Here is a 21,097-nt window from a genome sequence, read left to right as displayed (position 1 = left end):
ACCTAATCGAGTCTCACGGGTGCACCGGAGCTCACTTCCTGGCCCGATCGGCCGATTCTCGCGAGATAAGACGCTCAGATGAGCATGGGTTCCGGGAGGGCACCCGGTGCCCTCCCGGAGGGGCTCGTCAGCCGCCCGACGTGTCCAGTTCCGCGTCCGCACTGACGCCCGCGCAGTCGTACGGGTCCTTCAGCCAGCCGTCCGGGAGCACCACCCGGTTGTTGCCCGAGGTGCGCCCGCGCGGGCCGTCGGCGCCGTCCGGCCACGGCTGGTCCAGCTCCAGCTCGTGCAGCTGGGAGCCGAGCTCCTCCAGCGACGAGGTGATCGCCAGCTTCTTGCGCATCTCGGAGCCGACCGCGAAGCCCTTCAGATACCAGGCCACGTGCTTGCGGAAGTCGATCACGCCTCGGGTCTCGTCACCGATCCACTCCCCCAGCAGCGTCGCGTGCCGCAGCATGACGTCCGCGACGGTGCGCAGGGTGGGCGCCTGCCTCGTCTCCGTACCCTCGAACGCGCTCACCAGGTCACCGAAGAGCCAGGGGCGGCCCAGGCAGCCGCGGCCCACGACCACGCCGTCGCAGCCGGTCTCGCGCATCATCCGCAGGGCGTCGTCCGCGCACCAGATGTCGCCGTTGCCGAGGACGGGGATCTCCGGGACGTGTTCCTTGAGCCGGGCGATGGCGTCCCAGTCGGCGGTGCCGCCGTAGTGCTGGGCGGCCGTCCTGCCGTGCAGGGCTACGGCAGTGACGCCCTCCTCCACGGCGATCCGGCCGGCGTCGAGGAAGGTGATGTGGTCGTCGTCGATGCCCTTGCGCATCTTGATGGTGACGGGCAGCTCGCCCGCGTTGGAGACGGCCTGGTTGAGGATCGCGCGCAGCAGCGGCCTCTTGTACGGGAGTGCCGAGCCGCCGCCCTTGCGGGTGACCTTGGGGACCGGGCAGCCGAAGTTCAGGTCGATGTGGTCGGCGAGGTCCTCGTCGACGATCATGCGGACGGCCTTGCCGACCGTGACCGGGTCCACTCCGTACAGCTGGATCGAGCGCGGGGTCTCGGTCGCGTCGAAGCGGATGAGCTGCATGGTCTTCTCGTTGCGCTCGACCAGCGCCCGCGTGGTGATCATTTCACTGACGAACAGCCCCTTGCCGCCCGAGAACTCCCGGCACAGGGTGCGGAAGGGCGCGTTGGTGATGCCGGCCATGGGGGCCAGGACCACCGGTGGCTGCACGGTGTGCGGGCCGATGCGGAGCAGCTGGGGCGAGGGGGCGAGCGTGGTCATTCCCCCATTGTCGCGTACGCCGGGAACTGCTCCGGTGACGGCGGGGGGCGGGTCGGGGCGGACCGGGTGGCGTGGGCCGGGTGGCGTGGGCCCGTTGTCGGTCCGCACACGTAGCGTGAGAGGACCGCTATCCGATCGGCGAACAAAGGACATGGCGACCATGAACCCCACCCGCCCCTTAGGCCGTACCGCGCCGACGACCTCGGCGACCGGCACCGGCACTGACACGGCCCCCACCCGCCGCGCCCTGCTCTCGCTCGGCACGGCAGGGGCAGCCGGTGCACTGCTCCTCTCCGCCGCGGGCCCCTCCCGGGCCGCCGCACGGACCCCCGGGCCCGGGTCAGCGACCGCCCGGCTGCGCGAGCTGGAACACGTCCATGGCGCCCGGGTCGGCGCGTTCGCGTACAACCTGGCCACCGGGGCCGGCGTCCGCCACCGGGCCGACGAGCGTTTTCCCATGCTCTCCACGTTCAAGACACTCGCCGCTGCGGCCGTGCTGAGGGATCTGGACCGCGACGGCGAGGTACTCGGCCGGCTCGTGCGCTACACGAAGGAGGACTGCGTCTCCGATTCCCGGGTCACCGACACCCCGGAATGCATCGCGAGCGGGCTGACCATCGCACAGCTCTGCGACGCCGCGATCTGCGACAGCGACAACACCGCGGCCAACCTGTTGCTGCGCGAGCTCGGAGGCCCCCGCGCCGTCACCCGCTTCAGCCGCTCGATCGGCGATCCGGTGACCCGCCTCGACCGCTGGGAGCCCGACCTCAATTCGGCCGAACCCGGGCGGCGCACGGACACCACCACCCCGGCCGCCATCGCGCGCGACTACGCCCGGCTCGTCCTCGGGGACGTGCTGGACCCGGGCGACCGCGAGCTGCTGACCGGCTGGCTGCTGAACTGCCGGACCAGCGGGACCCGTTTCCGGGCCGGGCTGCCACCGGAGTGGACCGTCGCGGACAAGACCGGTGGCGGCTCGTACGGCAGTTGCAACGATGTGGGCATCGCCTGGACACCCGACGGGGCCCCGGTCGTGCTGGCGGTGCTGACGACCAAACCTGATGCGGACGCCGTGGGTGACCATCCGCTGGTGGCCGGAGTCGCCGAGGTACTGGCAGCGGAAGTCGTTAGTTAGCCGTACTATCCATGCATGCCTGAGCTCAGCCACCGACGGCGGATGCTCGTACTGGCGATCTGCTGCATGAGCCTCCTGATCGTCAGTCTCGACAACACCGTCCTCAACGTCGCCCTGCCCGCCATGCGCCATGACCTGGACGCGAGCGTCGCAGGGATGCAGTGGACGATCGACGCGTACACGCTCGTCCTTGCCTCCCTGCTGATGCTCGCGGGTTCCACCGCCGACCGGATCGGCAGACGCAAGGTCTTCATGGCCGGGCTCGTCCTGTTCACCCTGGGCTCGGCGCTCTGCTCGCTGGCGCCCAGCCTGGAGACGCTCATCGCGTTCCGGATGGTGCAGGCCGTCGGTGGCTCCATGCTCAACCCGGTGGCGATGTCGATCATCACCAACACCTTCACCGACCCACGCGAACGCGCCCGCGCGATCGGTGTCTGGGGCGCTGTCGTCGGCATCTCCCTGGCCGCGGGACCGGTGGTCGGCGGTCTCCTGGTCGATTCGGTCGGCTGGCGGTCGATCTTCTGGATCAACCTCCCGGTCGGTATCGCCGCGCTCCTGCTGACCTGGCGGTACGTCTCCGAGTCCCGCGCCCCGAAGGCGCGCCGGCCGGATCCGGTGGGCCAGCTGCTGGTGATCACGCTGCTGGGCTCGCTGACCTACGCGATCATCGAGGCGCCGCAGAAGGGATGGGCCTCGGCGGAGATCCTGTTCTTCGCCGTGCTCGCGGCGGCCGCACTGACCGGCCTGCTGGTGTACGAGGCCCGGCGCACCGACCCGCTGATCGATCTGCGGTTCTTCCGCAGCGTCCCCTTCAGCGGGGCCACCGTCATCGCCGTCAGCGCCTTCGCCGCTCTCGGCGGCTTCCTCTTCGTCAACACGCTCTATCTCCAGGACGTGCGGGGCCTGAGCGCACTCGACGCCGGTCTCCACATGCTGCCGATGGCGGCCGTGGTCTGTGTCCTGTCGCCGTTCTCGGGCCGGCTCGTCGCCAGTCGCGGGCCGCGCATCCCGCTGCTGGTCGCGGGCGTCGCGATCGCGGCGAGCGGGCTGATGTTCGCGGCGTTCGACGCCGAGACCGGCACGGCGTCGATGTTCACCGCCTATGTGCTGTTCGGCCTGGGCTTCGGCGCGGTGAACGCGCCCATCACCAACACCGCCGTCGCCGGGATGCCGCGTTCCCAGGCGGGCGTCGCCGCGGCGGTCGCCTCGACCAGCCGCCAGATCGGCCAGACGCTGGGCGTCGCCGTGATCGGCGCGGTCCTCGCGGCGGGCGTGGCCGGCGCGGGTTCCTCGTACGGCAGCGGGTCGGCGGACGACTTCGTCGCGGCGAGCAGGGCCGCCTGGTGGATCATCACCGGCTGCGGGGTGTGCGTCCTGCTGGTCGGCATGGTGAGCAGCGGGCGCTGGGCCCGGGGCACCGCCCGCCGGACCGCGGAACGGCTGGAGGAGCCTGCGGTCGCGGCCCCGTCCGGTGCGCCCACGGGTCAGTCCTCGGCGTCGAGCACCAGGGCCTGAAGCCGCTTCCCCTCACTCACGCGCCCGCGGGCCGGTCCTCGGCGTCGACCACGAACGCCTGAAGCCGCTCCAGCCGCTCGCGGGTCTCCTCGTCACGTGGTGCGTAGGTGACCAGCCTCGGTCCGGACGACGGGCCGAGCCAGAGGTCGGTGGTCTCCAGGCGCAGCAGCCCCACGTGGGCGTTGCGGAAGATCTTGGACCGGGCGCCGGGGCCGAGGACCTCGTGTCGCGCCCAGGTCTCCCGGAATTCCGGTGATGCCGCCTCCAGCCGCTTGAGCAGCGCCTTCCAGGCGGGCTCGGCGAGGTGTCCGGCCATCGACGCACGGAACTTCGCGGTCATGAGGCGGGTCACCGCGGCCACGTCCATGACGGAGGTTCGCCACTCCTCGTTCGTGAAGGCCAGCAGCATGACGTTGCGGTCCGCGACCGGGACGGCGTCCATGTCACAGAGCATCCGGCCATAGGTGCGGTTGTGGGCGAGGATGTCGTACCGGCTGTTCTGCACGCAGGCGGGGATCGGCTCCAGCTGCCGCAGCAGGGTGCGCAGCGCCGGGGTGATGCTCGGGCACTCGGTGCCGGGCGCCGGGTCCACCGCCCCCGCGAGGGAGAACAGATGGGTGCGCTCGCTGCGGTCCAGCAGCAGGGCGCGGGCGAGCGCGTCGAGGACCTGGGGCGACACCTGGATGTCGCGCGCCTGTTCGAGCCAGGTGTACCAGGTGACGCCGACGGCGGAGAGCTGGGCGACCTCCTCGCGGCGCAGCCCCGGGGTGCGCCTGCGGCCGCCCCGGACCAGCCCCACCTGCTCGGGGGTGATCCGCTCCCGACGGCTGCGCAGGAAGTCCGCGAGCTCGTGCCGCCGGATCTCGGTCCCGGACTCGTCCGGGACAGCCGCCGCCGGATTCCGAGGCGCTTCCGGGTCCCTCCGGGCTGCCGTCACCATCGTCGTCATTCCTCCAGCATGCGGGACCGGCCGAAGCCATGGCAGGTGCTTCTTGTACCAGGATAAAGACACTCTGGTACCAGGCTCCGGGAAGAGCGATCGTCGGTGTCGTGAGTGAATCCTCCGTACTGCCGAAGACAGACACCGCCACCGCCTCCGTGGTGCGGCACGACCACCCCGCCCCGGTGCTCGGCGCGTTGGGGCTGTTCACCGTGCTGCTGGGCGCGGCCCTTCCGCTGATCGACTTCTTCATCGTCAACGTCGCCCTGCCCACCATCGACCACGACCTCGCCGCGGGTCCCGCGCTGCTGGAACTGGTCGTCGCCGGGTACGGGCTCTCGTACGCCGTCCTGCTCGTCCTCGGCGGCCGGCTCGGCGACATGGCCGGCCGGCGCCGGCTCTTCCTGCTGGGCATCGCCGCGTTCGGGCTCACCTCGCTGGCCTGCGGGCTCGCGCCGAACGCCTGGACGCTGGTCGGGGCGCGGGTCGCCCAGGGCGCCGCGGCCGCGCTGATGCTGCCGCAGGTGCTCGCCACCATCCAGGCGGCGACCTCGGGCCACCGGCGGGCCCGGGCGATGAGCCTGTACGGGGCCACGGCCGGGCTCTCCATGGTCGCGGGCCAGATCCTGGGCGGGGTGCTGGTCGCCGCCGCGCCGCTGTCGTCGGTGTTCGGCGAGAGCGCGGGCTGGCGCTCGGTGTTCCTGGTCAACGTTCCGGTGGCGGCCGTCGGGCTGTTCCTGGCGGCCCGTGCGGTGCCGGAGACCCGTTCGGAGCGGCCGGCGCCCATCGACGTACCGGGCACGCTGCTGCTCGCCGTGTCGCTGGTGACGCTGCTGGCACCGCTCACCGAGGGGCGGGCCGCGGGCTGGCCGCTGTGGACCTGGGTGTCGCTGGCCCTGTTCCCGTTCGCCGCGGTCGCCTTCTACCGGGTGGAGCGGCGGGCGGACCGGCTCGGGCTGGTTCCGCTGGTCCCGCCGAGCCTGTTGCGGCTGGACTCGCTGCGGCGCGGGCTGGCGCTCGTGGTGCCGTTCTCGATCGGCTTCGGCGGCTTCATGTTCGTCATCGCCGTGGCGCTCCAGCAGGGGCTGAAGCTGGGCCCGGCGGAGTCGGGCCTGTCGATGGCACCGATGGCGGTGGCCTTCTTCGCGGCCTCGCTGGCCGGTCCGCGGCTGGTGCGCCGTCACGGCAGCCGGGTGGTGACGGCCGGCGGGCTGATCCAGGCGGCCGGCGTCGTCGTGCTCGCCCTGACGGTGTGGCTCGGCTGGTCGGGCCTGGGGCTGCTCGGGCTGATGCCGGGGCTGGCGATCGCCGGCTTCGGCCAGGGACTCCAACTGCCCGTCCTGTTCCGCATCGTCCTGTCCGACGTGCCGCCGGAGCGGGCCGGCGTGGGCGGCGGTGTCATGACGACGACCCAGCAGGCGGCGCTGGCACTTGGCGTGGCGACGCTCGGTTCGCTGTTCCTGTCGCTGGCGCCGGGCGCGGGCATGCGGGACGCGCTGATCGTGACGCTGCTGGTCCAGCTGGCGGCGGTCGCCCTGACGGCGCTGCTGAGCCTGCGGCTGCCGCGCACGGTGGCGTGAGAGCGGGGCGTTGACACGGGCGTGGGCCCGGAACACCTGAGGTGTTCCGGGCCCACGGTCGTGCGGGTGGTGCGGACTTCTCTCCGCGCGTTCTCCGTGCGGAGGCGTCAGCTCTGTGCGGGCGCGTCCTGCTCCGGGGCGTCCTGCTCGGCGGGGGCGGCGGCATCCGATGCCTCGGCTTCGGTACCGGCGGCGCGCTCGCGCATCTTGCGCAGCAGCTCCGCCTTCTGCTCGGCGGCCGTCTTCCGGTTGGCGTTGCGCTCGGGGCCGGCGCCCTGCTGCTCGGCGCGGGACACCTTCTTGCGCTGTCCGCCGACGCCGAGAAGGTTGTTACGGCTCTTGGCCACGGGTTCTCCCATTCATGGTGAAAGTGAGGTCTGAGAAGACCTTGGATCGGTCCGGTGGGCGGCGGGTGGTCGAACCCGCCGCACTCTCACTCGTAGATCTGGAAGAACGGAGACATGCGGCAAAGGTACCCCGCCCCGAGCGACGCGCTCACCCCGTTTTCTGCGCGTGAGCGGCCTGCTCACCCGGCTCCCTGCGTGGCGGATGACCCGATGGAGGAAACTTGGACTGACAGATATTGATATCTGTCAGTCCACATGTCACAGTTGAGGCAGAGCGCCCCACCCCGGCGCTCCCCCACACCCATCCACTTCCTCCGCCCGCCCAGGAGTTCCTCATGACCGCCCTCCCCACCCGCACCCTCGGCTCCACCGGCCCGCGGGTCTCCGCGCTCGGCCTCGGCTGCATGGGCATGTCCGCGCTGTACGGCGAGACCGACCGCGCCGAGTCGATCGCCACGATCCACGCCGCACTCGACGCCGGTATCACGCTGCTGGACACCGGCGACTTCTACGGCATGGGGCACAACGAGCTGCTGATCAACGAGGCCCTGCGCACCGCCCCCGCCGCCGCCCGCGAACAGGCGCTGACCAGCGTGAAGTTCGGCGCCCTGCGGACCGTGGAAGGCGGCTTCACCGGATACGACGGCCGTCCCGCAGCCGTCAAGAACTTCGCGGCCTACTCACTGCAGCGGCTGGGCACGGACCACATCGACATCTACCGGATCGCCCGCGTCGACCCGGATGTCCCGATCGAGGAGACCGTCGGCGCGATCGCGGAGCTCGTCGAGGCAGGCCATGTCCGCCACATCGGGCTCTCCGAAGTCGGCGCGGACACGATCCGGCGGGCAGCGGCCGTGGCCCCGGTTTCGGACCTGCAGATTGAGTACTCGCTGATCTCCCGCTCCATCGAGGCGGAGATCCTGCCCGCCTGCCGCGAGCTGGGCATCGGTGTCACGGCCTATGGGGTGCTCTCCCGGGGCCTGATCAGCGGCCACTTCACCCGCGACCGCGAGCTGGCCGCCGGCGACTTCCGGTCCATGAGCCCCCGCTTCCAGGACGAGAACCTCCAGCACAACCTCGACCTGGTCGACGCGCTACGCAAGGTCGCCGAGCAGAAGGGCGTCACGGTCGCGCAGATCGCCATCGCCTGGGTCCTCGCCCGGGGCACGGACATCGTGCCGCTGGTGGGCGCCCGCCGCCGCGACCGGCTCACCGAGGCCCTCGGCTCGCTGGACGTGCGGCTGGACGCGGCCGACCTCGCCGCCATCGGGGTGGCCGTCCCGGCGGGCGCGGCCGCAGGCGCCCGCTACCCGGACAGCCAGATGGCCCACCTGGACAGCGAGCGCTGACCTCCGGGTACGGTCAGCGGGTGCGGCCCCCCGCTTCCGCCCCCTCCCCCGCACGATGCCCCCGAAAGGCAGCACACCCACCATGACGCCGCCGTCCGACCCGCTGACCCCCGAGCGCATCCTCGAAGCCACCGAGGACGTGCTGCGTCGCTACGGGCCCGCGAAGGCGACTGTGGTCGACGTGGCACGGGCGCTCGGCGTCAGCCACGGCAGCGTCTACCGCCACTTTCGCACCAAGGCCGCCCTGCGCGAGGCCGTCACCGGTCGCTGGCTGACACGTACGGAGCTGGCGCTCACCGAGATCCTGCACGCCTCTGCCCAGCCCGCTCCGGCGAAGCTGCGGCAGTGGCTGGAGACACTGTTCGAGGCCAAGCGGCACAAGGCGGGCGACGACCCCGAGCTGTTCGCCACATACCAGGTACTGATCGGCGAAAGCGGCGTCGTCGAGGACCACATCCGCGAACTGGTCGGCCAACTGCGGGAGATCATCGAGGAAGGGGTGCACGAGGGGCAGTTCGCCGCGGAGGACCCCGCAGCCGCCGCTCAGGCCGTTTTCGACGCGACGGCACGCTTCCACGACCCGGCGTACGCCGCCGAGTGGCAGAAACCCGCCATCGTCACCGAGTTCACCGCCGTGTCGGACCTTCTGCTACGCGGCCTGCGCGCCTGAGGGGACCGGCCGCAGTCCCGGCGGGCGGGCGGCCCGCCGCTACGTCGCCGTCGGGTCGACCGTCGCCTGATGGGCCTCGGCGAGGTGCTCCTCGGCCTTGAGCCAGGGCAGGAACTGCACCGCCTTGCTCCAGTCGCAGGTGTCGCAGCTCAGCCGCCGCTGGACTCCCGACTTCCGCACGTGAACGACGTGTTCACGGCCGTGCTGGTCCCATCTGCTGACCTTGCTCGTGGTCATGGACGGCATCCGGGCCTCCTGAGGGCGAGTGTGCCCAGTGTGCACGAAACCCCCGGTTCCGTAAGGGGAACCGGGGGCTTCGTACTACGGGTGGGACGGGTCAGCAGCCGAGCAGTCGGGCGCCGAGGTACGCCTGGATCTGGTCCAGCGAGACGCGCTCCTGCTTCATGGTGTCGCGCTCGCGCACGGTCACCGCGTTGTCGTCGAGGGTGTCGAAGTCAACGGTGACGCAGAACGGCGTGCCGATCTCGTCCTGGCGACGGTAGCGGCGGCCGATGGCGCCCGCGTCGTCGAACTCGATGTTCCAGTTCTGCCGCAGGTCGGCCGCGAGGCCCTTGGCCTTCGGCGAGAGCTGCGGGTTGCGGGACAGCGGCAGGACCGCGACCTTGACCGGCGCCAGGCGCGGGTCGAGGCGCATCACGGTGCGCTTCTCCATGACGCCCTTGGCGTTGGGCGCCTCGTCCTCGATGTAGGCGTCCAGCAGGAACGCCAGCATCGAACGGCCGACACCGGCCGCGGGCTCGATGACGTAGGGGGTCCAGCGCTCGCCGGCCTCCTGGTCGTAGAACTGCAGGTCGGTGCCGGAGGCCTTGGAGTGCGCCTTGAGGTCGTAGTCCGTGCGGTTGGCGACGCCCTCCAGCTCGCCCCACTCGCTGCCGCCGAAGCGGAAGCGGTACTCGATGTCAGCGGTGCGCTTGGAGTAGTGGGAGAGCTTCTCCTTCGGGTGCTCGAACCACCGCATGTTCTCCTCACGCATGCCGAGGCCGGTGTACCAGTTCCAGCGCTGCTCCATCCAGTACTCCTGCCACTGCTCGTCCTCGCCCGGCTTGACGAAGAACTCCATCTCCATCTGCTCGAACTCGCGCGTGCGGAAGATGAAGTTGCCCGGAGTGATCTCGTTCCGGAAGGACTTGCCCATCTGTGCGATGCCGAACGGCGGCTTCTTGCGGGAAGTCTGCTGCACCTGGCCGAAGTTGGTGAAGATGCCCTGGGCGGTCTCGGGGCGCAGGTAGGCGACCGAGCCGGAGTCCTGGGTCGGGCCGAGGTGCGTGGAGAGCAGGCCGGAGAACTCCTTGGGCTCCGTGAAGGTGCCCTTGTTGCCGCAGTTGGGGCAGTTGAGGTCGGCGAGGCCGTTGACCGGCGGCTTGCCGTGCTTCTCCTCGTACGCCTCCTCCAGGTGGTCCGCGCGGTAGCGCTTGTGGCAGGAGGTGCACTCGGTCAGCGGGTCGGAGAACGTGGCGACGTGACCGGAGGCAACCCACACCTCGGGGGCCAGGATGACCGACGAGTCGAGTCCGACCACGTCCTCGCGCGAGGTGACCATGTAGCGCCACCACTGGCGCTTGAGGTTCTCCTTGAGCTCGACACCCAGCGGCCCGTAGTCCCAGGCGGCCTTCTGGCCGCCGTAGATCTCACTGCAGGGGTAGACGAAGCCACGGCGCTTGCTCAGGCTGACGATGGTGTCGATCTTGTCGGCGGCCACGGTGCTCTCTTCATTACGACGACGAAATTGGACAGGGGTGACGCGAAGCGCCTCGGTGGGGGGTGGTGGTCGGGAGACGGGTGCGCGAATACCTCAGATTACCGGCGGGCACGCCCCTTCGATCAAATCGGTATCGGAGCAGTCCGTCGAGCGGCCCGTCGGGCAGTCCGCCCCGAGGGCATCTCATCGGCCTTGTTGACAATCGTTTCCACTTTTGTTGAAAATGACTGTCATGAACGTACGCCGCCTCATACCCACGACCGCCGTCGCCGGAGCAGTCGTCCTCGGCCTCACCGCGCTGTCCGCCTGCTCGACGTCCGATGCGGCCGACCGCAAGAACGGCGACAAGCTGAACGTGGTGGCGTCGTTCTATCCGATGCAGTTCCTCGCCGAGCAGATCGGCGGGAGTCATGTCTCCGTCTCCACGCTGACCAAGCCGGGCGTGGAGCCGCACGACCTGGAGCTCAGCCCCAGGGAGGTCGGCGGCCTCAGCGACGCGGACTACATCCTCTATCTCAAGGGCCTCCAGCCGGCCGTCGACGACGCGATCAAGCTCTCCGAGTCCCGGCACAGCGTCGACGCCGCGACGCTCACCACGCTGGAGGACCACGGCGCCGAGGTCGGCGGCGAGGAGCACGCCCACGAGCACGAGGGCAACGAAGCGGGCGCCGACCCGCACATCTGGCTGGACCCGGTGAAGTACACCGAGGTCGCCAAGGGGGTGGGTGCGTCCCTGGAGAAGACCGACCCGGACCACGCAGCGGACTACCGCAAGAACACCGAAGCCCTGGTCACGAAGCTCGACGCGCTCAATACCGCGTACGAGAAGGGGCTGAAGAACACGGCGACGAAGACGTTCATCACCACCCACTCCGCCTTCGGGTACCTGGCCGAGCGCTACGGCCTCACCCAGGAGGGCATCGCCGGCATCGACCCCGAGGCCGAGCCCAGCCCCGCCCGGATCAGCGCCCTGCACTCGATCGCACAGGAGAAGAAGGTCACCACCGTCTTCTTCGAGACGCTCGCCAGTGACAAGACCGCGAAGACCGTCGCCCGGGACACCGGCCTGAGGACGGACGTCCTGGACCCGCTGGAGGGAATCACCGGCAAGTCCAAGGGCGATGACTACATCGAGGTCATGGAGTCCAACCTCGCCGCCCTGCAGAAGGCGCTCGGCGCGAAGTGAGCACACCACCCGCACCCACCGACCCGGTCGACCCGACCGACCCGAACCGCACGGCAGCACCGGAGGCGCTCATGCCCGAGCCCCAGAGCCCCACACCGAGCACCACACCCGACCCCGTGATCGTCGTGCGCGACGCCACGGCCACCCTCGGCGCACGCCCCGTGCTGCGCGGCATCGACCTGACCGTGCACCGCGGCGAGGTCGTCGCCCTGCTCGGTGCCAACGGTTCCGGCAAGTCGACCGCCGTGCGCTCCGTCATCGGCCAGGTCCCGCTCACCGGCGGCGCCGTCGAGCTCTTCGGCACCCCGCTGCGCCGCTTCCGCGACTGGGCCCGGGTGGGTTACGTACCGCAGCGCACCACGGCAGCCGGCGGAGTGCCCGCCACCATCCGCGAGGTCGTCGCCTCCGGGCGGCTGTCCCGCACCAAGCTCGGCCTGCCCCGCAAGGCCGACCGGGCCGCCGTCGACCGCGCCATCGCCCTCGTCGGCCTCGCCGACCGCGCCAGGGACTCGGTGGACGCCCTCTCCGGCGGCCAGCACCAGCGCGTGCTGATCGCCCGTGCGCTCGCCTCCGAACCCGAGCTGCTGATCATGGACGAGCCGATGGCCGGCGTCGACCTGGCCAGCCAGGAGATCCTCGCCGAGACCCTGCGCGAACAGGTCGCGGCCGGCACCACCGTGCTGCTCGTCCTGCACGAGCTGGGCCCGCTGGAGCCCCTGATCGACCGGGCCGTCGTGCTGCGCGACGGCTGCGTGATGCACGACGGGCCACCCCCGAAGGCCCTCGGGCAGCACGCGCTGCCCGGCCACGACCACGTACACCCCCACGCGGCTTCCGAGCCCGTCCGGACGGGACTGCTGAGCTGATGCTGGAATTCCTCAACCCTCCCTTCATGCAGCGGGCGCTGATCGCCGCCGTGCTGGTCGGCGTCATCGCCCCCGCCGTCGGCATCTACCTGGTGCAGCGCCGGCAGGCCCTGATGGGCGACGGCATCGGCCACATCGCGATGACCGGCGTCGGCCTCGGCTTCCTGCTCTCCACCAGCCCGGTCTGGATGGCCACGGCCGTCGCCGTCGTGGGCGCGGTCACCATGGAGCTGATCCGCTGGTACGGACGCACCCGCGGCGACATCGCCCTGGCGATGCTCTTCTACGGCGGCATGGCGGGCGGTGTCCTGCTGATCAACCTCTCCGACACCGGCTCCAACGCCAACCTCACCTCGTACCTCTTCGGCTCGCTCTCCACGGTCTCCTCCGAGGACATCACCGCGATCGCCCTGCTGGCGGCGTTCGTGCTGCTGGTGACGGTGGGGCTGCGGCGGCAGCTGTTCGCCGTCAGCCAGGACGAGGAGTTCGCCCGGGTCACCGGACTGCCGGTGCGCGTACTGAACCTGCTGATCGCGGTCACCGCCGCGGTGACCGTCACCGTCGCGATGCGGGTCGTCGGGCTGCTGCTGGTCAGCGCCCTGATGGTGGTCCCGGTCGCCGCCGCGCAGCAGATCACCCGGTCGTTCAAGGTGACGTTCGTGCTCTCGGTCGCCGTCGGGGTCGCGGTGACGCTGGCCGGCACGATCACGTCGTACTACCAGGACGTCCCGCCCGGCGCGACGATCGTGCTGCTGGCCATCGGGGTGTTCATCGCCCTGACGCTGCTCGCCGCCCCGCTGGCCCGGATCCGCGCCCGCCGCCGCGAAACGGCGGACGAGCGGTGCACCCTGGAAGTACCGGCCATACGCCAGGCCGCGGACGACGTCCACGTCTGACCGTGCCGCCGGTGCGGACTGGCACAATGGCCCGACATACGTACGGGCGACACGAGGAGGCTCCTGTGGCGACGGCGCCGATCAGTGGAACGAACGCTGCACCGGTACGCGGCCGGTCGACCCGGCAGCGGGCAGCGGTGGCGGCTGCGCTCGACGAGGTGGACGAGTTCCGCAGCGCCCAGGACCTGCACGACGTGCTCAAGCACCGCGGTGACTCGGTCGGGCTGACCACGGTCTACCGCACCCTGCAGTCCCTCGCGGACGCGGGCGAGGTCGACGTGCTGCGCACCACCGAGGGTGAGTCCGTCTACCGCCGGTGCTCGACCGGCGACCACCACCACCATCTGGTGTGCCGGATGTGCGGCAAGGCCGTCGAGGTCGAGGGCCCGGCGGTGGAGACATGGGCCGAGACGATCGCGGCGCAGCACGGCTTCGTGAACGTGGCGCACACGGTCGAGGTCTTCGGTACGTGCATGGAGTGCGCGAGCAGCAAGGGGTGAGTCCCGGGGGCGGTGCCCCCGGGGACCCCCTGGTTCAGCTGGACTCCGAGGCGCCCGCCGCCTCCACCGCACCGCCGAAGCGCCGGTCGCGCTGGGCGAACTCCAGACAGGCACGCCACAGGTCGCGGCGGTCGAAGTCCGGCCACAGCACGTCCTGGAAGACCATCTCGGCGTACGCGCTCTGCCAGATCAGGTAGTTCGACGTGCGCTGCTCACCGCTGGGGCGGACGAAGAGGTCCACGTCCGGCATGTCCGGGTAGTAGATGTACTTCGCGAACGTCTTCTCGTTGACCTTCGACGGGTCGAGCTTGCCGGCCGCGACGTCCTGGGCGATCCGCTGCGCGGCGTCCGCGATCTCGGCCCGGCCGCCGTAGTTGACGCAGAAGTACAGCGTCATCCTGTCGTTGTCCTTGGTCTGCTCCTGGGCGACCTGGAGCTCCTGGACCACGGACTTCCACAGCTTCGGCATGCGGCCGACCCAGCGGATCCGGATGCCGAGTTCGTCCATCTCGTCGCGGCGGCGGCGGATGACGTCCCGGTTGAAGTTCATCAGGAACTTCACCTCCTCCGGGGACCGCTTCCAGTTCTCCGTGGAGAAGGCGTACAGCGAGAGGTTCTTGACGCCCATCTCGATGCAGCCCTTGAGCACGTCCATGACGACGCCCTCGCCGACCTTGTGGCCCTCGGTGCGGGGCAGGCCGCGCTCCTTGGCCCAGCGGCCGTTGCCGTCCATCACGACGGCGACGTGCTTGGGCACCAGTTCGCCGGGGATCTTCGGGGGCACGGCACCCGACGGGTGCGGCTCCGGGGTCTTGAACTCGCGCCGGTTGCGGCCGCCGAAAATCCCAGATACTGCCATGAACTTCTCAGTCTCCCTGTGTCTACTTTTCCACGTACCGCAGCGAGCGCAGCCCGCGCTCCAGATGCCAGTGCAGATAGGCGGACACCAGCCCGCTCCCCTCCCTGACATGACGCGCCTCGCACGCGTCCGCCGTCTCCCAGTCGCCGCTGAGCAGTGCGCTCAGCAGGGTGACGGCCTCCGCCGAGGGTACGACGCTGCCGGGTACCCGGCAGTCGCCGCAGATGACGCCGCCCGCCGCGACGGAGAAGAACCGGTTCGGACCGGGCATTCCGCACCGGGCGCAGTCGACGAAGCTGGGGGCGTAGCCGTTGACCGCGAGGGAGCGCAGCAGGAACGCGTCGAGGATGAGGTTGGGTTCGTGCTCGCCGCGGGACAGGGTGCGCAGGCCGCCCACCAGCAGGAGGTACTGCTGGACCGCGGGCTCGCCCTCGTGGTCGGTGAAGCGTTCGGCGGTCTCCAGCATCGCGGTGCCGGCGGTGTAGCGCCCGTAGTCGGTGACGATTCCGCCGCCGTACGGGGAGATGGTCTCGCTCTGGGTGCAGAGCGGCAGCCCGCGCCCGACCAGTTCGCTGCCGCGGGCGAAGAACTGCACGTCCACATGGGAGAACGGCTCCAGCCGGGCCCCGAACTTCGACTTCGTGCGCCGCACCCCGCGCGCGACGGCCCGTACCCGGCCGTGGCCGCGGGTCAGTATCGTGATGATCCGGTCGGCCTCGCCCAGCTTCTGTGTGCGCAGCACCACGCCGTCGTCCCGGAACAAGCTCATGGCTCCATTGTCCGGTACGCGGGCGGCTCTGCGGGCCCGCCCCCTGGCCCCGGTCCGTTCCGTTCCCGTCCGGGGCGCCGCCCGCGGGCACGGCCGGGCCGGATCCGTGTGCGACGATCACCGGCCGGGCCCGGTCTCCCGGTCCGGGGGATCACATGGCCGGCCGTCCCAGCCGGGGTCCTCCCAGCGGTCGGCACCGGCGAGGCCGAGCAGCCGTATCCGGTTGAGCAGTTCCTCCGGTGCGCCATGGGCCCGGAGCCTGGCGGGTGCGTGCCGGACCAGCCAGGCGGTCAGCTCGTCACGGATCTCCTCCTCGTGGTCCCAGGCGTGCCAGGGAAGCTGGTCGCCGATCAGCTCCCACTCCCACTCGGCGACCAGGCCGGCCAGGTGCCCGTCGGCCGGGAACCCGGTCAGCGTCTCCCAGACAGCGAGCCACGGCCCGATGGTGGCGGACGCCTCGGTGACCACCGTCAGGACGTCGTGGACGGGCACCACCGGACGCGGGTCGGCCAGGGTGCAGGCCCACCAGGCGTGCAGGAACTCCCGGACCGCCCCGGCCTGCGCGTCGGGCCACTCCTGCCACCGGCCGAGGGCGAACGAGCGCCCCGCGTCCGAAGGCCAGGCAGGGTCGAGGCCACCGGCGAGGGCGCGGGCGAACTGCGGCAGGATCCGGCGCAGGACGGCGCCGTGGTCGGTCCAGTCCGTGGCCTGCCAGGTGCGCCGCAGCAGATCGGGTTCCAGCTCCGTGTCCGGCGTCCTGAGCTGCGCGAGCTCCTCGGGCCCGCCCCAGTGGCACTCGCAGTTGTACTCGTCGGGGCGGGCGGTCATGCCCGCGAAGATGACGCTCAAGTGGTCCAGCGCGGCATCGAGGCGCAGCCGGGCGCCGGTCTGTCCAGGGCTCATCGGGGAGCTCGCAATCAGGGCTCCAGGGGCTCGCGCCACCCGAAGGGACCCAATCTACCGGCCCTGTGCGGCAACGGGTCAGGAGGGCGTACGCGCCGCCGCCGCGAGCAGCCGGGCGGTGTCCTCGCCGCGCAGCCGCAGGGCCCCGCCGACCGTGGTCAGCACCTCGCGCTCGGCCGGGCTGTACGGGCCGTCGGCGAGCGCGATCCGGGCGCCCTGCAGCAGGATCGATTCGCGCCCTGCGGGGGCGAGATGCGGGGCGAGCGGTTCCAGGGCCTCGTGGAGCTCGATGGCGAGGGCCGCGCCGCACGCCTCGGCCGCGGGGTCGAACGCGGAGCCGTGGCCGATGTCGGCGGAGAGGATCTCGACGACGGTGGCGAGCTGCTCCTGCGTGCAGCCGTCGAAGCCGGCGCCGCGCACGGTCTCGACCGCCGTCTCCAGGACCGTACGGGAGGTGCTGCCGCCCGCTGCGAGAACCCCGAGGGTCACGGTGTGGACGGCGTCCCTGAGCATCGCGGAGAACCGCGTGGTGGTGGGGTGGTCGAGCGCATCGGTGTCGAAGTGGGTGTGGCAGGCGGCGCATTCGACGACCGGGCCCACGGTGCCGCGTCGCAGCAGCGGTACGCCGAGGACGGCGAAGCGGCGGCGCCCGGTGAGGCGGCGGTAGTTGCGGTCACCACCGCAGCCGGGGCAGAAGAACTCGCCGTCACCGACGGTGTCCCACATCGTGCGGATGCCGCAGATACGCAGCTTTTTGGCGCGTTGTCCCAGGCTTGACCGCACGTCGCACACCTCCGTAATGCTCCGGCAACATTGCCGTGTTGGACGTGATGTTAACCACATCCGTGAAGCGGCGTCAGCACCTTGCCCGTCACAACCGCCCGGAGATGGCCGAACCCCGCCCCCCGGGTGCGGGAGGGCGGGGTTCACGGACCGTACGACTTCATGCCCTTTCGGGCGCCGGGTCAGCGGGTGGCGCGGTTGACCGCGGAGACGACCGCCTTCAGGGAGGCCCGCGTGGTGTTGGCGTCGATGCCGATGCCCCACAGGACCTTTCCGTCGATGGCGCACTCGATGTAGGAGGCGGCCTGTGCGCTCGCGCCCTCGCTCATCGTGTGCTCGGTGTAGTCCAGCAGCCGGGCGTCGATGCCGATGGCCTGCAGCGCTTCGAAGAACGCGGAGATCGGGCCGTTGCCGGTGCCGTTGAGCACGGTGTCCGCGCCGTCCACGGTCGCCTCGACGGTGATCGTGTCCTGGCCGTCCGAACCGGTCGTGGTCTGGCCGGAGCGGATCTGTACGCGACCCCACTGGGCCTCGGCGTTGTCCGGGTTGGGCAGGTACTCGTCCTGGAACGCGGTCCAGATCTGCGACGGCGTGATCTCGCCGCCCTCGGCGTCGGTCTTGGCCTGAATGATCCGGGAGAACTCGATCTGCATCCGGCGCGGCAGGTCCAGCTTGTGGTCGTTCTTCAGGACATAGGCGATTCCGCCCTTGCCGGACTGCGAGTTGACCCGGATGACGGCCTCGTAGGAGCGGCCGACGTCCTTCGGGTCGATCGGCAGATACGGCACCGCCCACTCGATGTCATCGACGGTCTTGCCCTGGGCGGCCGCGTCGGCCTCCATGGCGTCGAAGCCCTTCTTGATGGCGTCCTGGTGGGAGCCGGAGAAGGAGGTGTAGACCAGGTCGCCCGCGTAGGGGTGGCGCGGGTGGACCTCCATCTGGTTGCAGTACTCGCTGGTGCGGCGGATCTCGTCGATCTGCGAGAAGTCGATCTGCGGGTCGACGCCCTGCGAGAACAGGTTCATGCCCAGCGTGACCAGGTCGACGTTGCCGGTGCGCTCGCCCTGGCCGAACAGGCAGCCCTCGATCCGGTCCGCACCGGCCATCAGGGCCAGTTCGGCGGCGGCGACCGCGGTGCCGCGGTCGTTGTGCGGGTGGACGGACAGGCAGACGAACTCGCGGCGCGACAGGTTGCGCGACATCCACTCGAACCGGTCCGCGTGCGTGGACGGCGTCGAACGCTCCACGGTGGCGGGCAGGTTGAGGATGATCTCGCGGCCCTCCTCGGGCTGCCATACGTCACAGACCGCCTCGCAGACCTCCAGGGCGAAGTCCAGCTCGGTGTCGGTGAAGATCTCGGGGCTGTACTGGTAGCCGAAGATCGTCTCCTCGCCCAGCATCTTCTCGGCGTACTCCATGACCAGCCGGGTGCCGTCCACCGCGATCTGCTTGACCTGCTCCTTCGAGCCGCGGAAGACCACGCGGCGGAAGGTGGGGGCGGTCGCGTTGTACAGGTGGATGGTGGCGCGGTGGGCGCCGATCAGCGATTCGACAGTCCGCTCGATCAGTTCCTCGCGGGCCTGCGTCAGAACGGAGATCGTCACGTCCTCGGGGATCGCGCCCTCTTCGATGATGGAGCGGACGAACGCGAAGTCGGTCTCGCCGGAGGACGGGAAGCCGACCTCGATCTCCTTGTAGCCCATGCGCACCAGCAGGTCGAACATCTCGCGCTTGCGGGCCGGCGACATCGGGTCGATCAGGGCCTGGTTGCCGTCGCGCAGGTCGGTGGAGAGCCAGCGGGGCGCCTTGGTGACGCGCTTCTCGGGCCAGGTGCGGTCGGGGATCTCGACGGCCTCGTACCGGCCGTACTTGTGGACCGGCATCCCGGACGGCTTCTGGAGCCCCGTGGCGTTGGTGATCGGCGTGGGACGGCCCACGGCGTTCTCGGCGGGGGTCTGCGCGGGGTTCACTGCGGTCATGGCGTAGGGCTCCTCGGGTGTCCTGCAAGGGGACGGCCGACTGTGTTGCTGCAACACCAGACTCCGCGGGGAGGGGGTCGGCCTACGACTACAGGCCCTCGCCGCGGCAGCTAAGAAGGAGCAGCCCGAAACGCATGATGCGACGAGAGTAGCCCAGTGGTGCCCGAGACGTCGGTGCCGTATCAGTATGCGGGACCGGGCACCGGTAACGGGTGAACAGTGATGGATCACTCTATTTCGTCAATCCCGGTAGCAACCAGTGACATCGCGCACACGCACTGCCACAGTCGTGTGTATGCAGCCTCGATCTCAGCACGGGTTCCACCCCGTCTTCTGCACCATCGTGCCGCCCCACGTCCTCGACAAGCTGTCGCAGTCCGACGACCCCGTCCTGGCGGGCCCCGCCCGCCGCACCCTGGAGGCCGACGCCGCCCGGCGCACCCGGCGCCAGGTGACCACCGTCGTCCGGCCCCCCTCTGTCACCCCCGCACCGGAGGGGGACCGGACCGGCAAACCCGACCGCACGCTCTACGACTGCCGCCACGGCACGGACCTCCCCGGCACCAAGGTCCGCGCCGAGGGCGAGGAGCCCACGTCCGACGCCAGCGTCAACCGCGCGTACGCGGGCCTCGGCGCCACCTTCGAACTGCTGCTCAGCGCCTACGGCCGGCGTTCGATCGACGGCAACGGGCTGCCGCTGATCGGTTCCGTGCACTACGACGAGAAGTACAACAACGCCTTCTTCGACGGCGAGCAGATGGTCTTCGGCGACGGGGACGGGGAGATCTTCCTGGACTTCACCGTCGCCATCGACGTGATCGCCCACGAGCTGGCGCACGGCCTGACCCAGTACACGGCCAATCTGAACTACTACGGCCAGTCGGGCGCGCTCAACGAGTCGGTGTCGGACGTGTTCGGCTCCCTGGTCAAGCAGTACTCGCTGGGCCAGACCGCCGAGCAGGCCGACTGGCTGATCGGCGCCGGGCTGCTGGCGCCCCGCGTCCAGGGGGTGGCGCTGCGCTCGATGAAGGCGCCCGGTACGGCGTACGACGACGACGTGCTCGGCAAGGACCCGCAGCCCGCCTCGATGGACGACTACATCCACACGGGCGACGACAACGGCGGCGTGCACCTCAACTCCGGCATCCCGAACCGCGCGTTCTATCTGCTGGCCACCGCGCTCGGCGGCAGCTCCTGGGAGCGGGCGGGTCAGCTCTGGTTCGATGTGCTCACGGGTGGTGAACTGGCGGTGGACGCGGACTTCGCGTCCTTCGCCCGGCTGACCGTGGCGGCGGCCCGCAGCCGCTTCGGCGAGGGCGACGAGGCGGAGGCGGTCCTCAAGGCCTGGTCGGAGGTGGGCGTACCGACCGCGTAACCGGGCCGGGCAGGCCCGTCCGTCGAGGAAGGACACCGCATGCGGATCCAGGTGAGCAGGACCGGCGGCTTCGCCGGCATCGCGCGCCACCATGAGATCGACACCTCGGGACGGGCCGACGCCCACGAGTGGGAGACCCTGGCCGAATCGGCGCTCACCGCCGGCCGGGAGGCTCCCGCGAGGGGCGTTCCGGACGGCTTCAGCTACCGGATCACGGTCGACGGCCGGACCGTGCACTGCACGGACCCGCGGCTGACCGACGCCCAGCGCGCCCTGGTCTCACGCGTCCTGAAGGAGGGCGCGTGAGGCCACGGGCGTACGTCTGACGGGGATCAGAACCCGGCTTGCGCAGCTGCTCGGGGACCGTTCCCTCCCGCCGTCCTCGCAACCCTCGGCCCCAGGGGACCTCAGCGGCTTCGCACGGCTGCGCCGGCCTCCGGCCGGCGGAT

The 21,097-nt window shown here is 70.7% G+C and carries 21 protein-coding genes; 11 read left to right on the top strand and 10 right to left on the bottom strand.

The genetic code is table 11. The features are described 5' to 3' along the window. Positions 1 to 127: 127 nt before the first annotated feature. Entirely contained in the window at positions 128 to 1,276 is a 1,149-nt protein-coding gene (dusB, locus tag OG912_RS24265) for a tRNA dihydrouridine synthase DusB (RefSeq protein WP_327711225.1), read from the bottom strand. A gap of 160 nt (positions 1,277 to 1,436) precedes the next feature. On the opposite strand from dusB, the gene bla reads away from it, so the two are divergent. After that, on the top strand, positions 1,437 to 2,411 hold the full coding sequence (gene bla, locus OG912_RS24260) for a class A beta-lactamase (RefSeq protein ID WP_327711224.1): 975 nt from the start codon (positions 1,437 to 1,439) through the stop codon (positions 2,409 to 2,411). A 15-nt stretch (positions 2,412 to 2,426) separates the two neighbouring features. Next, positions 2,427 to 3,926: an MFS transporter gene (locus OG912_RS24255; protein ID WP_327711223.1), complete on the top strand. Its 1,500-nt coding sequence runs from the start codon at positions 2,427 to 2,429 to the stop codon at positions 3,924 to 3,926. Between the two features lie 16 nt (positions 3,927 to 3,942). Here OG912_RS24255 and OG912_RS24250 read toward each other — a convergent pair whose 3' ends face one another. Beyond that, entirely contained in the window at positions 3,943 to 4,866 is a 924-nt protein-coding gene (locus OG912_RS24250; protein ID WP_443061100.1) for a helix-turn-helix transcriptional regulator, read from the bottom strand. A gap of 110 nt (positions 4,867 to 4,976) precedes the next feature. Between OG912_RS24250 and OG912_RS24245 the strand changes: the two genes are divergently transcribed. Continuing rightward, the gene (locus tag OG912_RS24245) at positions 4,977 to 6,446 is read left to right on the top strand and encodes an MFS transporter (protein WP_443061014.1); all 1,470 of its coding nucleotides are present in this window, start codon (positions 4,977 to 4,979) and stop codon (positions 6,444 to 6,446) included. Positions 6,447 to 6,553: 107 nt separating this feature from the next. Here the strand turns inward: OG912_RS24245 and OG912_RS24240 are convergent, their stop codons facing one another. Further along, a complete protein-coding gene (locus tag OG912_RS24240) occupies positions 6,554 to 6,793 on the bottom strand; it encodes a DUF6243 family protein (protein ID WP_326736097.1) in 240 nt (79 codons plus the stop codon). A 335-nt stretch (positions 6,794 to 7,128) separates the two neighbouring features. Between OG912_RS24240 and OG912_RS24235 the strand changes: the two genes are divergently transcribed. Then, a complete protein-coding gene (locus OG912_RS24235) occupies positions 7,129 to 8,142 on the top strand; it encodes an aldo/keto reductase (protein WP_327711221.1) in 1,014 nt (337 codons plus the stop codon). Positions 8,143 to 8,224: 82 nt separating this feature from the next. Continuing rightward, positions 8,225 to 8,812, top strand: a complete 588-nt coding sequence (locus tag OG912_RS24230; protein ID WP_326736099.1) for a TetR/AcrR family transcriptional regulator — start codon at positions 8,225 to 8,227, stop codon at positions 8,810 to 8,812. Between the two features lie 39 nt (positions 8,813 to 8,851). Here the strand turns inward: OG912_RS24230 and OG912_RS24225 are convergent, their stop codons facing one another. Both OG912_RS24225 and OG912_RS24220 read right to left on the bottom strand, forming a co-directional pair. Then, positions 8,852 to 9,058 (bottom strand): hypothetical protein, encoded by a 207-nt coding sequence (locus OG912_RS24225; RefSeq protein ID WP_326736100.1) that lies wholly within the window; start codon positions 9,056 to 9,058, stop codon positions 8,852 to 8,854. Between the two features lie 91 nt (positions 9,059 to 9,149). After that, positions 9,150 to 10,532: a glycine--tRNA ligase gene (locus OG912_RS24220; RefSeq protein WP_327711220.1), complete on the bottom strand. Its 1,383-nt coding sequence runs from the start codon at positions 10,530 to 10,532 to the stop codon at positions 9,150 to 9,152. Positions 10,533 to 10,764: 232 nt separating this feature from the next. On the opposite strand from OG912_RS24220, the gene OG912_RS24215 reads away from it, so the two are divergent. The 4 genes from OG912_RS24215 to OG912_RS24200 all read left to right on the top strand — a co-directional run bounded on the left by OG912_RS24215 (position 10,765) and on the right by OG912_RS24200 (position 13,980). Then, a complete protein-coding gene (locus OG912_RS24215) occupies positions 10,765 to 11,718 on the top strand; it encodes a metal ABC transporter substrate-binding protein (RefSeq protein ID WP_327711219.1) in 954 nt (317 codons plus the stop codon). A 71-nt stretch (positions 11,719 to 11,789) separates the two neighbouring features. After that, positions 11,790 to 12,584, top strand: coding sequence for a metal ABC transporter ATP-binding protein (locus OG912_RS24210; RefSeq protein WP_327713526.1), 795 nt, complete (start codon positions 11,790 to 11,792; stop codon positions 12,582 to 12,584). Next, positions 12,581 to 13,480, top strand: a complete 900-nt coding sequence (locus OG912_RS24205) for a metal ABC transporter permease (RefSeq protein WP_326740602.1) — start codon at positions 12,581 to 12,583, stop codon at positions 13,478 to 13,480. The genes OG912_RS24210 and OG912_RS24205 overlap by 4 nt, the downstream gene beginning before the upstream one ends. A gap of 65 nt (positions 13,481 to 13,545) precedes the next feature. Next, the gene (locus OG912_RS24200) at positions 13,546 to 13,980 is read left to right on the top strand and encodes a Fur family transcriptional regulator (RefSeq protein ID WP_326736103.1); all 435 of its coding nucleotides are present in this window, start codon (positions 13,546 to 13,548) and stop codon (positions 13,978 to 13,980) included. Positions 13,981 to 14,014: 34 nt separating this feature from the next. Here the strand turns inward: OG912_RS24200 and OG912_RS24195 are convergent, their stop codons facing one another. The 5 genes from OG912_RS24195 to leuA form a co-directional block, all read right to left on the bottom strand. Further along, positions 14,015 to 14,839, bottom strand: coding sequence for an isoprenyl transferase (locus OG912_RS24195; RefSeq protein WP_326736104.1), 825 nt, complete (start codon positions 14,837 to 14,839; stop codon positions 14,015 to 14,017). Positions 14,840 to 14,861: 22 nt separating this feature from the next. Continuing rightward, positions 14,862 to 15,608, bottom strand: coding sequence for a DNA repair protein RecO (gene recO / locus OG912_RS24190; protein WP_326736105.1), 747 nt, complete (start codon positions 15,606 to 15,608; stop codon positions 14,862 to 14,864). Positions 15,609 to 15,725: 117 nt separating this feature from the next. Continuing rightward, positions 15,726 to 16,511: a hypothetical protein gene (locus OG912_RS24185; RefSeq protein WP_327711218.1), complete on the bottom strand. Its 786-nt coding sequence runs from the start codon at positions 16,509 to 16,511 to the stop codon at positions 15,726 to 15,728. 78 nt (positions 16,512 to 16,589) lie between these two features. Further along, entirely contained in the window at positions 16,590 to 17,294 is a 705-nt protein-coding gene (locus tag OG912_RS24180; protein WP_326736107.1) for a TerB family tellurite resistance protein, read from the bottom strand. Between the two features lie 182 nt (positions 17,295 to 17,476). After that, positions 17,477 to 19,273 (bottom strand): 2-isopropylmalate synthase, encoded by a 1,797-nt coding sequence (gene leuA / locus OG912_RS24175; protein WP_327711217.1) that lies wholly within the window; start codon positions 19,271 to 19,273, stop codon positions 17,477 to 17,479. 295 nt (positions 19,274 to 19,568) lie between these two features. On the opposite strand from leuA, the gene OG912_RS24170 reads away from it, so the two are divergent. Next, positions 19,569 to 20,648 (top strand): M4 family metallopeptidase, encoded by a 1,080-nt coding sequence (locus tag OG912_RS24170; RefSeq protein WP_326736109.1) that lies wholly within the window; start codon positions 19,569 to 19,571, stop codon positions 20,646 to 20,648. Between the two features lie 39 nt (positions 20,649 to 20,687). Further along, positions 20,688 to 20,954 (top strand): protealysin inhibitor emfourin, encoded by a 267-nt coding sequence (locus OG912_RS24165; RefSeq protein ID WP_327711216.1) that lies wholly within the window; start codon positions 20,688 to 20,690, stop codon positions 20,952 to 20,954. Positions 20,955 to 21,097: the final 143 nt, after the last annotated feature.

The sequence above is a fragment of the Streptomyces sp. NBC_00464 genome, from assembly GCF_036013915.1.
In the GTDB taxonomy this organism is placed as follows: Bacteria; Actinomycetota; Actinomycetes; order Streptomycetales; family Streptomycetaceae; genus Streptomyces.
The sequence above is the reverse complement of the archived record's forward strand: the minus strand, read 5'-3'. Positions and strand labels throughout refer to the sequence as shown.

Coding starts and splice junctions, on each gene's coding strand:
- OG912_RS24230 (WP_326736099.1), top strand. CDS start 8,225: ATGACGCCGCCGTCCGACCCGCTGACCCCCGAGCGCATCCTCGAAGCC.
- leuA (WP_327711217.1), bottom strand. CDS start 19,273: ATGACCGCAGTGAACCCCGCGCAGACCCCCGCCGAGAACGCCGTGGGC.
- bla (WP_327711224.1), top strand. CDS start 1,437: ATGAACCCCACCCGCCCCTTAGGCCGTACCGCGCCGACGACCTCGGCG.
- OG912_RS24235 (WP_327711221.1), top strand. CDS start 7,129: ATGACCGCCCTCCCCACCCGCACCCTCGGCTCCACCGGCCCGCGGGTC.
- OG912_RS24210 (WP_327713526.1), top strand. CDS start 11,790: ATGCCCGAGCCCCAGAGCCCCACACCGAGCACCACACCCGACCCCGTG.
- OG912_RS24195 (WP_326736104.1), bottom strand. CDS start 14,839: ATGGCAGTATCTGGGATTTTCGGCGGCCGCAACCGGCGCGAGTTCAAG.
- OG912_RS24185 (WP_327711218.1), bottom strand. CDS start 16,511: ATGAGCCCTGGACAGACCGGCGCCCGGCTGCGCCTCGATGCCGCGCTG.
- OG912_RS24170 (WP_326736109.1), top strand. CDS start 19,569: ATGCAGCCTCGATCTCAGCACGGGTTCCACCCCGTCTTCTGCACCATC.
- OG912_RS24165 (WP_327711216.1), top strand. CDS start 20,688: ATGCGGATCCAGGTGAGCAGGACCGGCGGCTTCGCCGGCATCGCGCGC.
- OG912_RS24215 (WP_327711219.1), top strand. CDS start 10,765: ATGAACGTACGCCGCCTCATACCCACGACCGCCGTCGCCGGAGCAGTC.
- OG912_RS24225 (WP_326736100.1), bottom strand. CDS start 9,058: ATGCCGTCCATGACCACGAGCAAGGTCAGCAGATGGGACCAGCACGGC.
- OG912_RS24255 (WP_327711223.1), top strand. CDS start 2,427: ATGCCTGAGCTCAGCCACCGACGGCGGATGCTCGTACTGGCGATCTGC.
- OG912_RS24250 (WP_443061100.1), bottom strand. CDS start 4,866: ATGGTGACGGCAGCCCGGAGGGACCCGGAAGCGCCTCGGAATCCGGCG.
- recO (WP_326736105.1), bottom strand. CDS start 15,608: ATGAGCTTGTTCCGGGACGACGGCGTGGTGCTGCGCACACAGAAGCTG.
- dusB (WP_327711225.1), bottom strand. CDS start 1,276: ATGACCACGCTCGCCCCCTCGCCCCAGCTGCTCCGCATCGGCCCGCAC.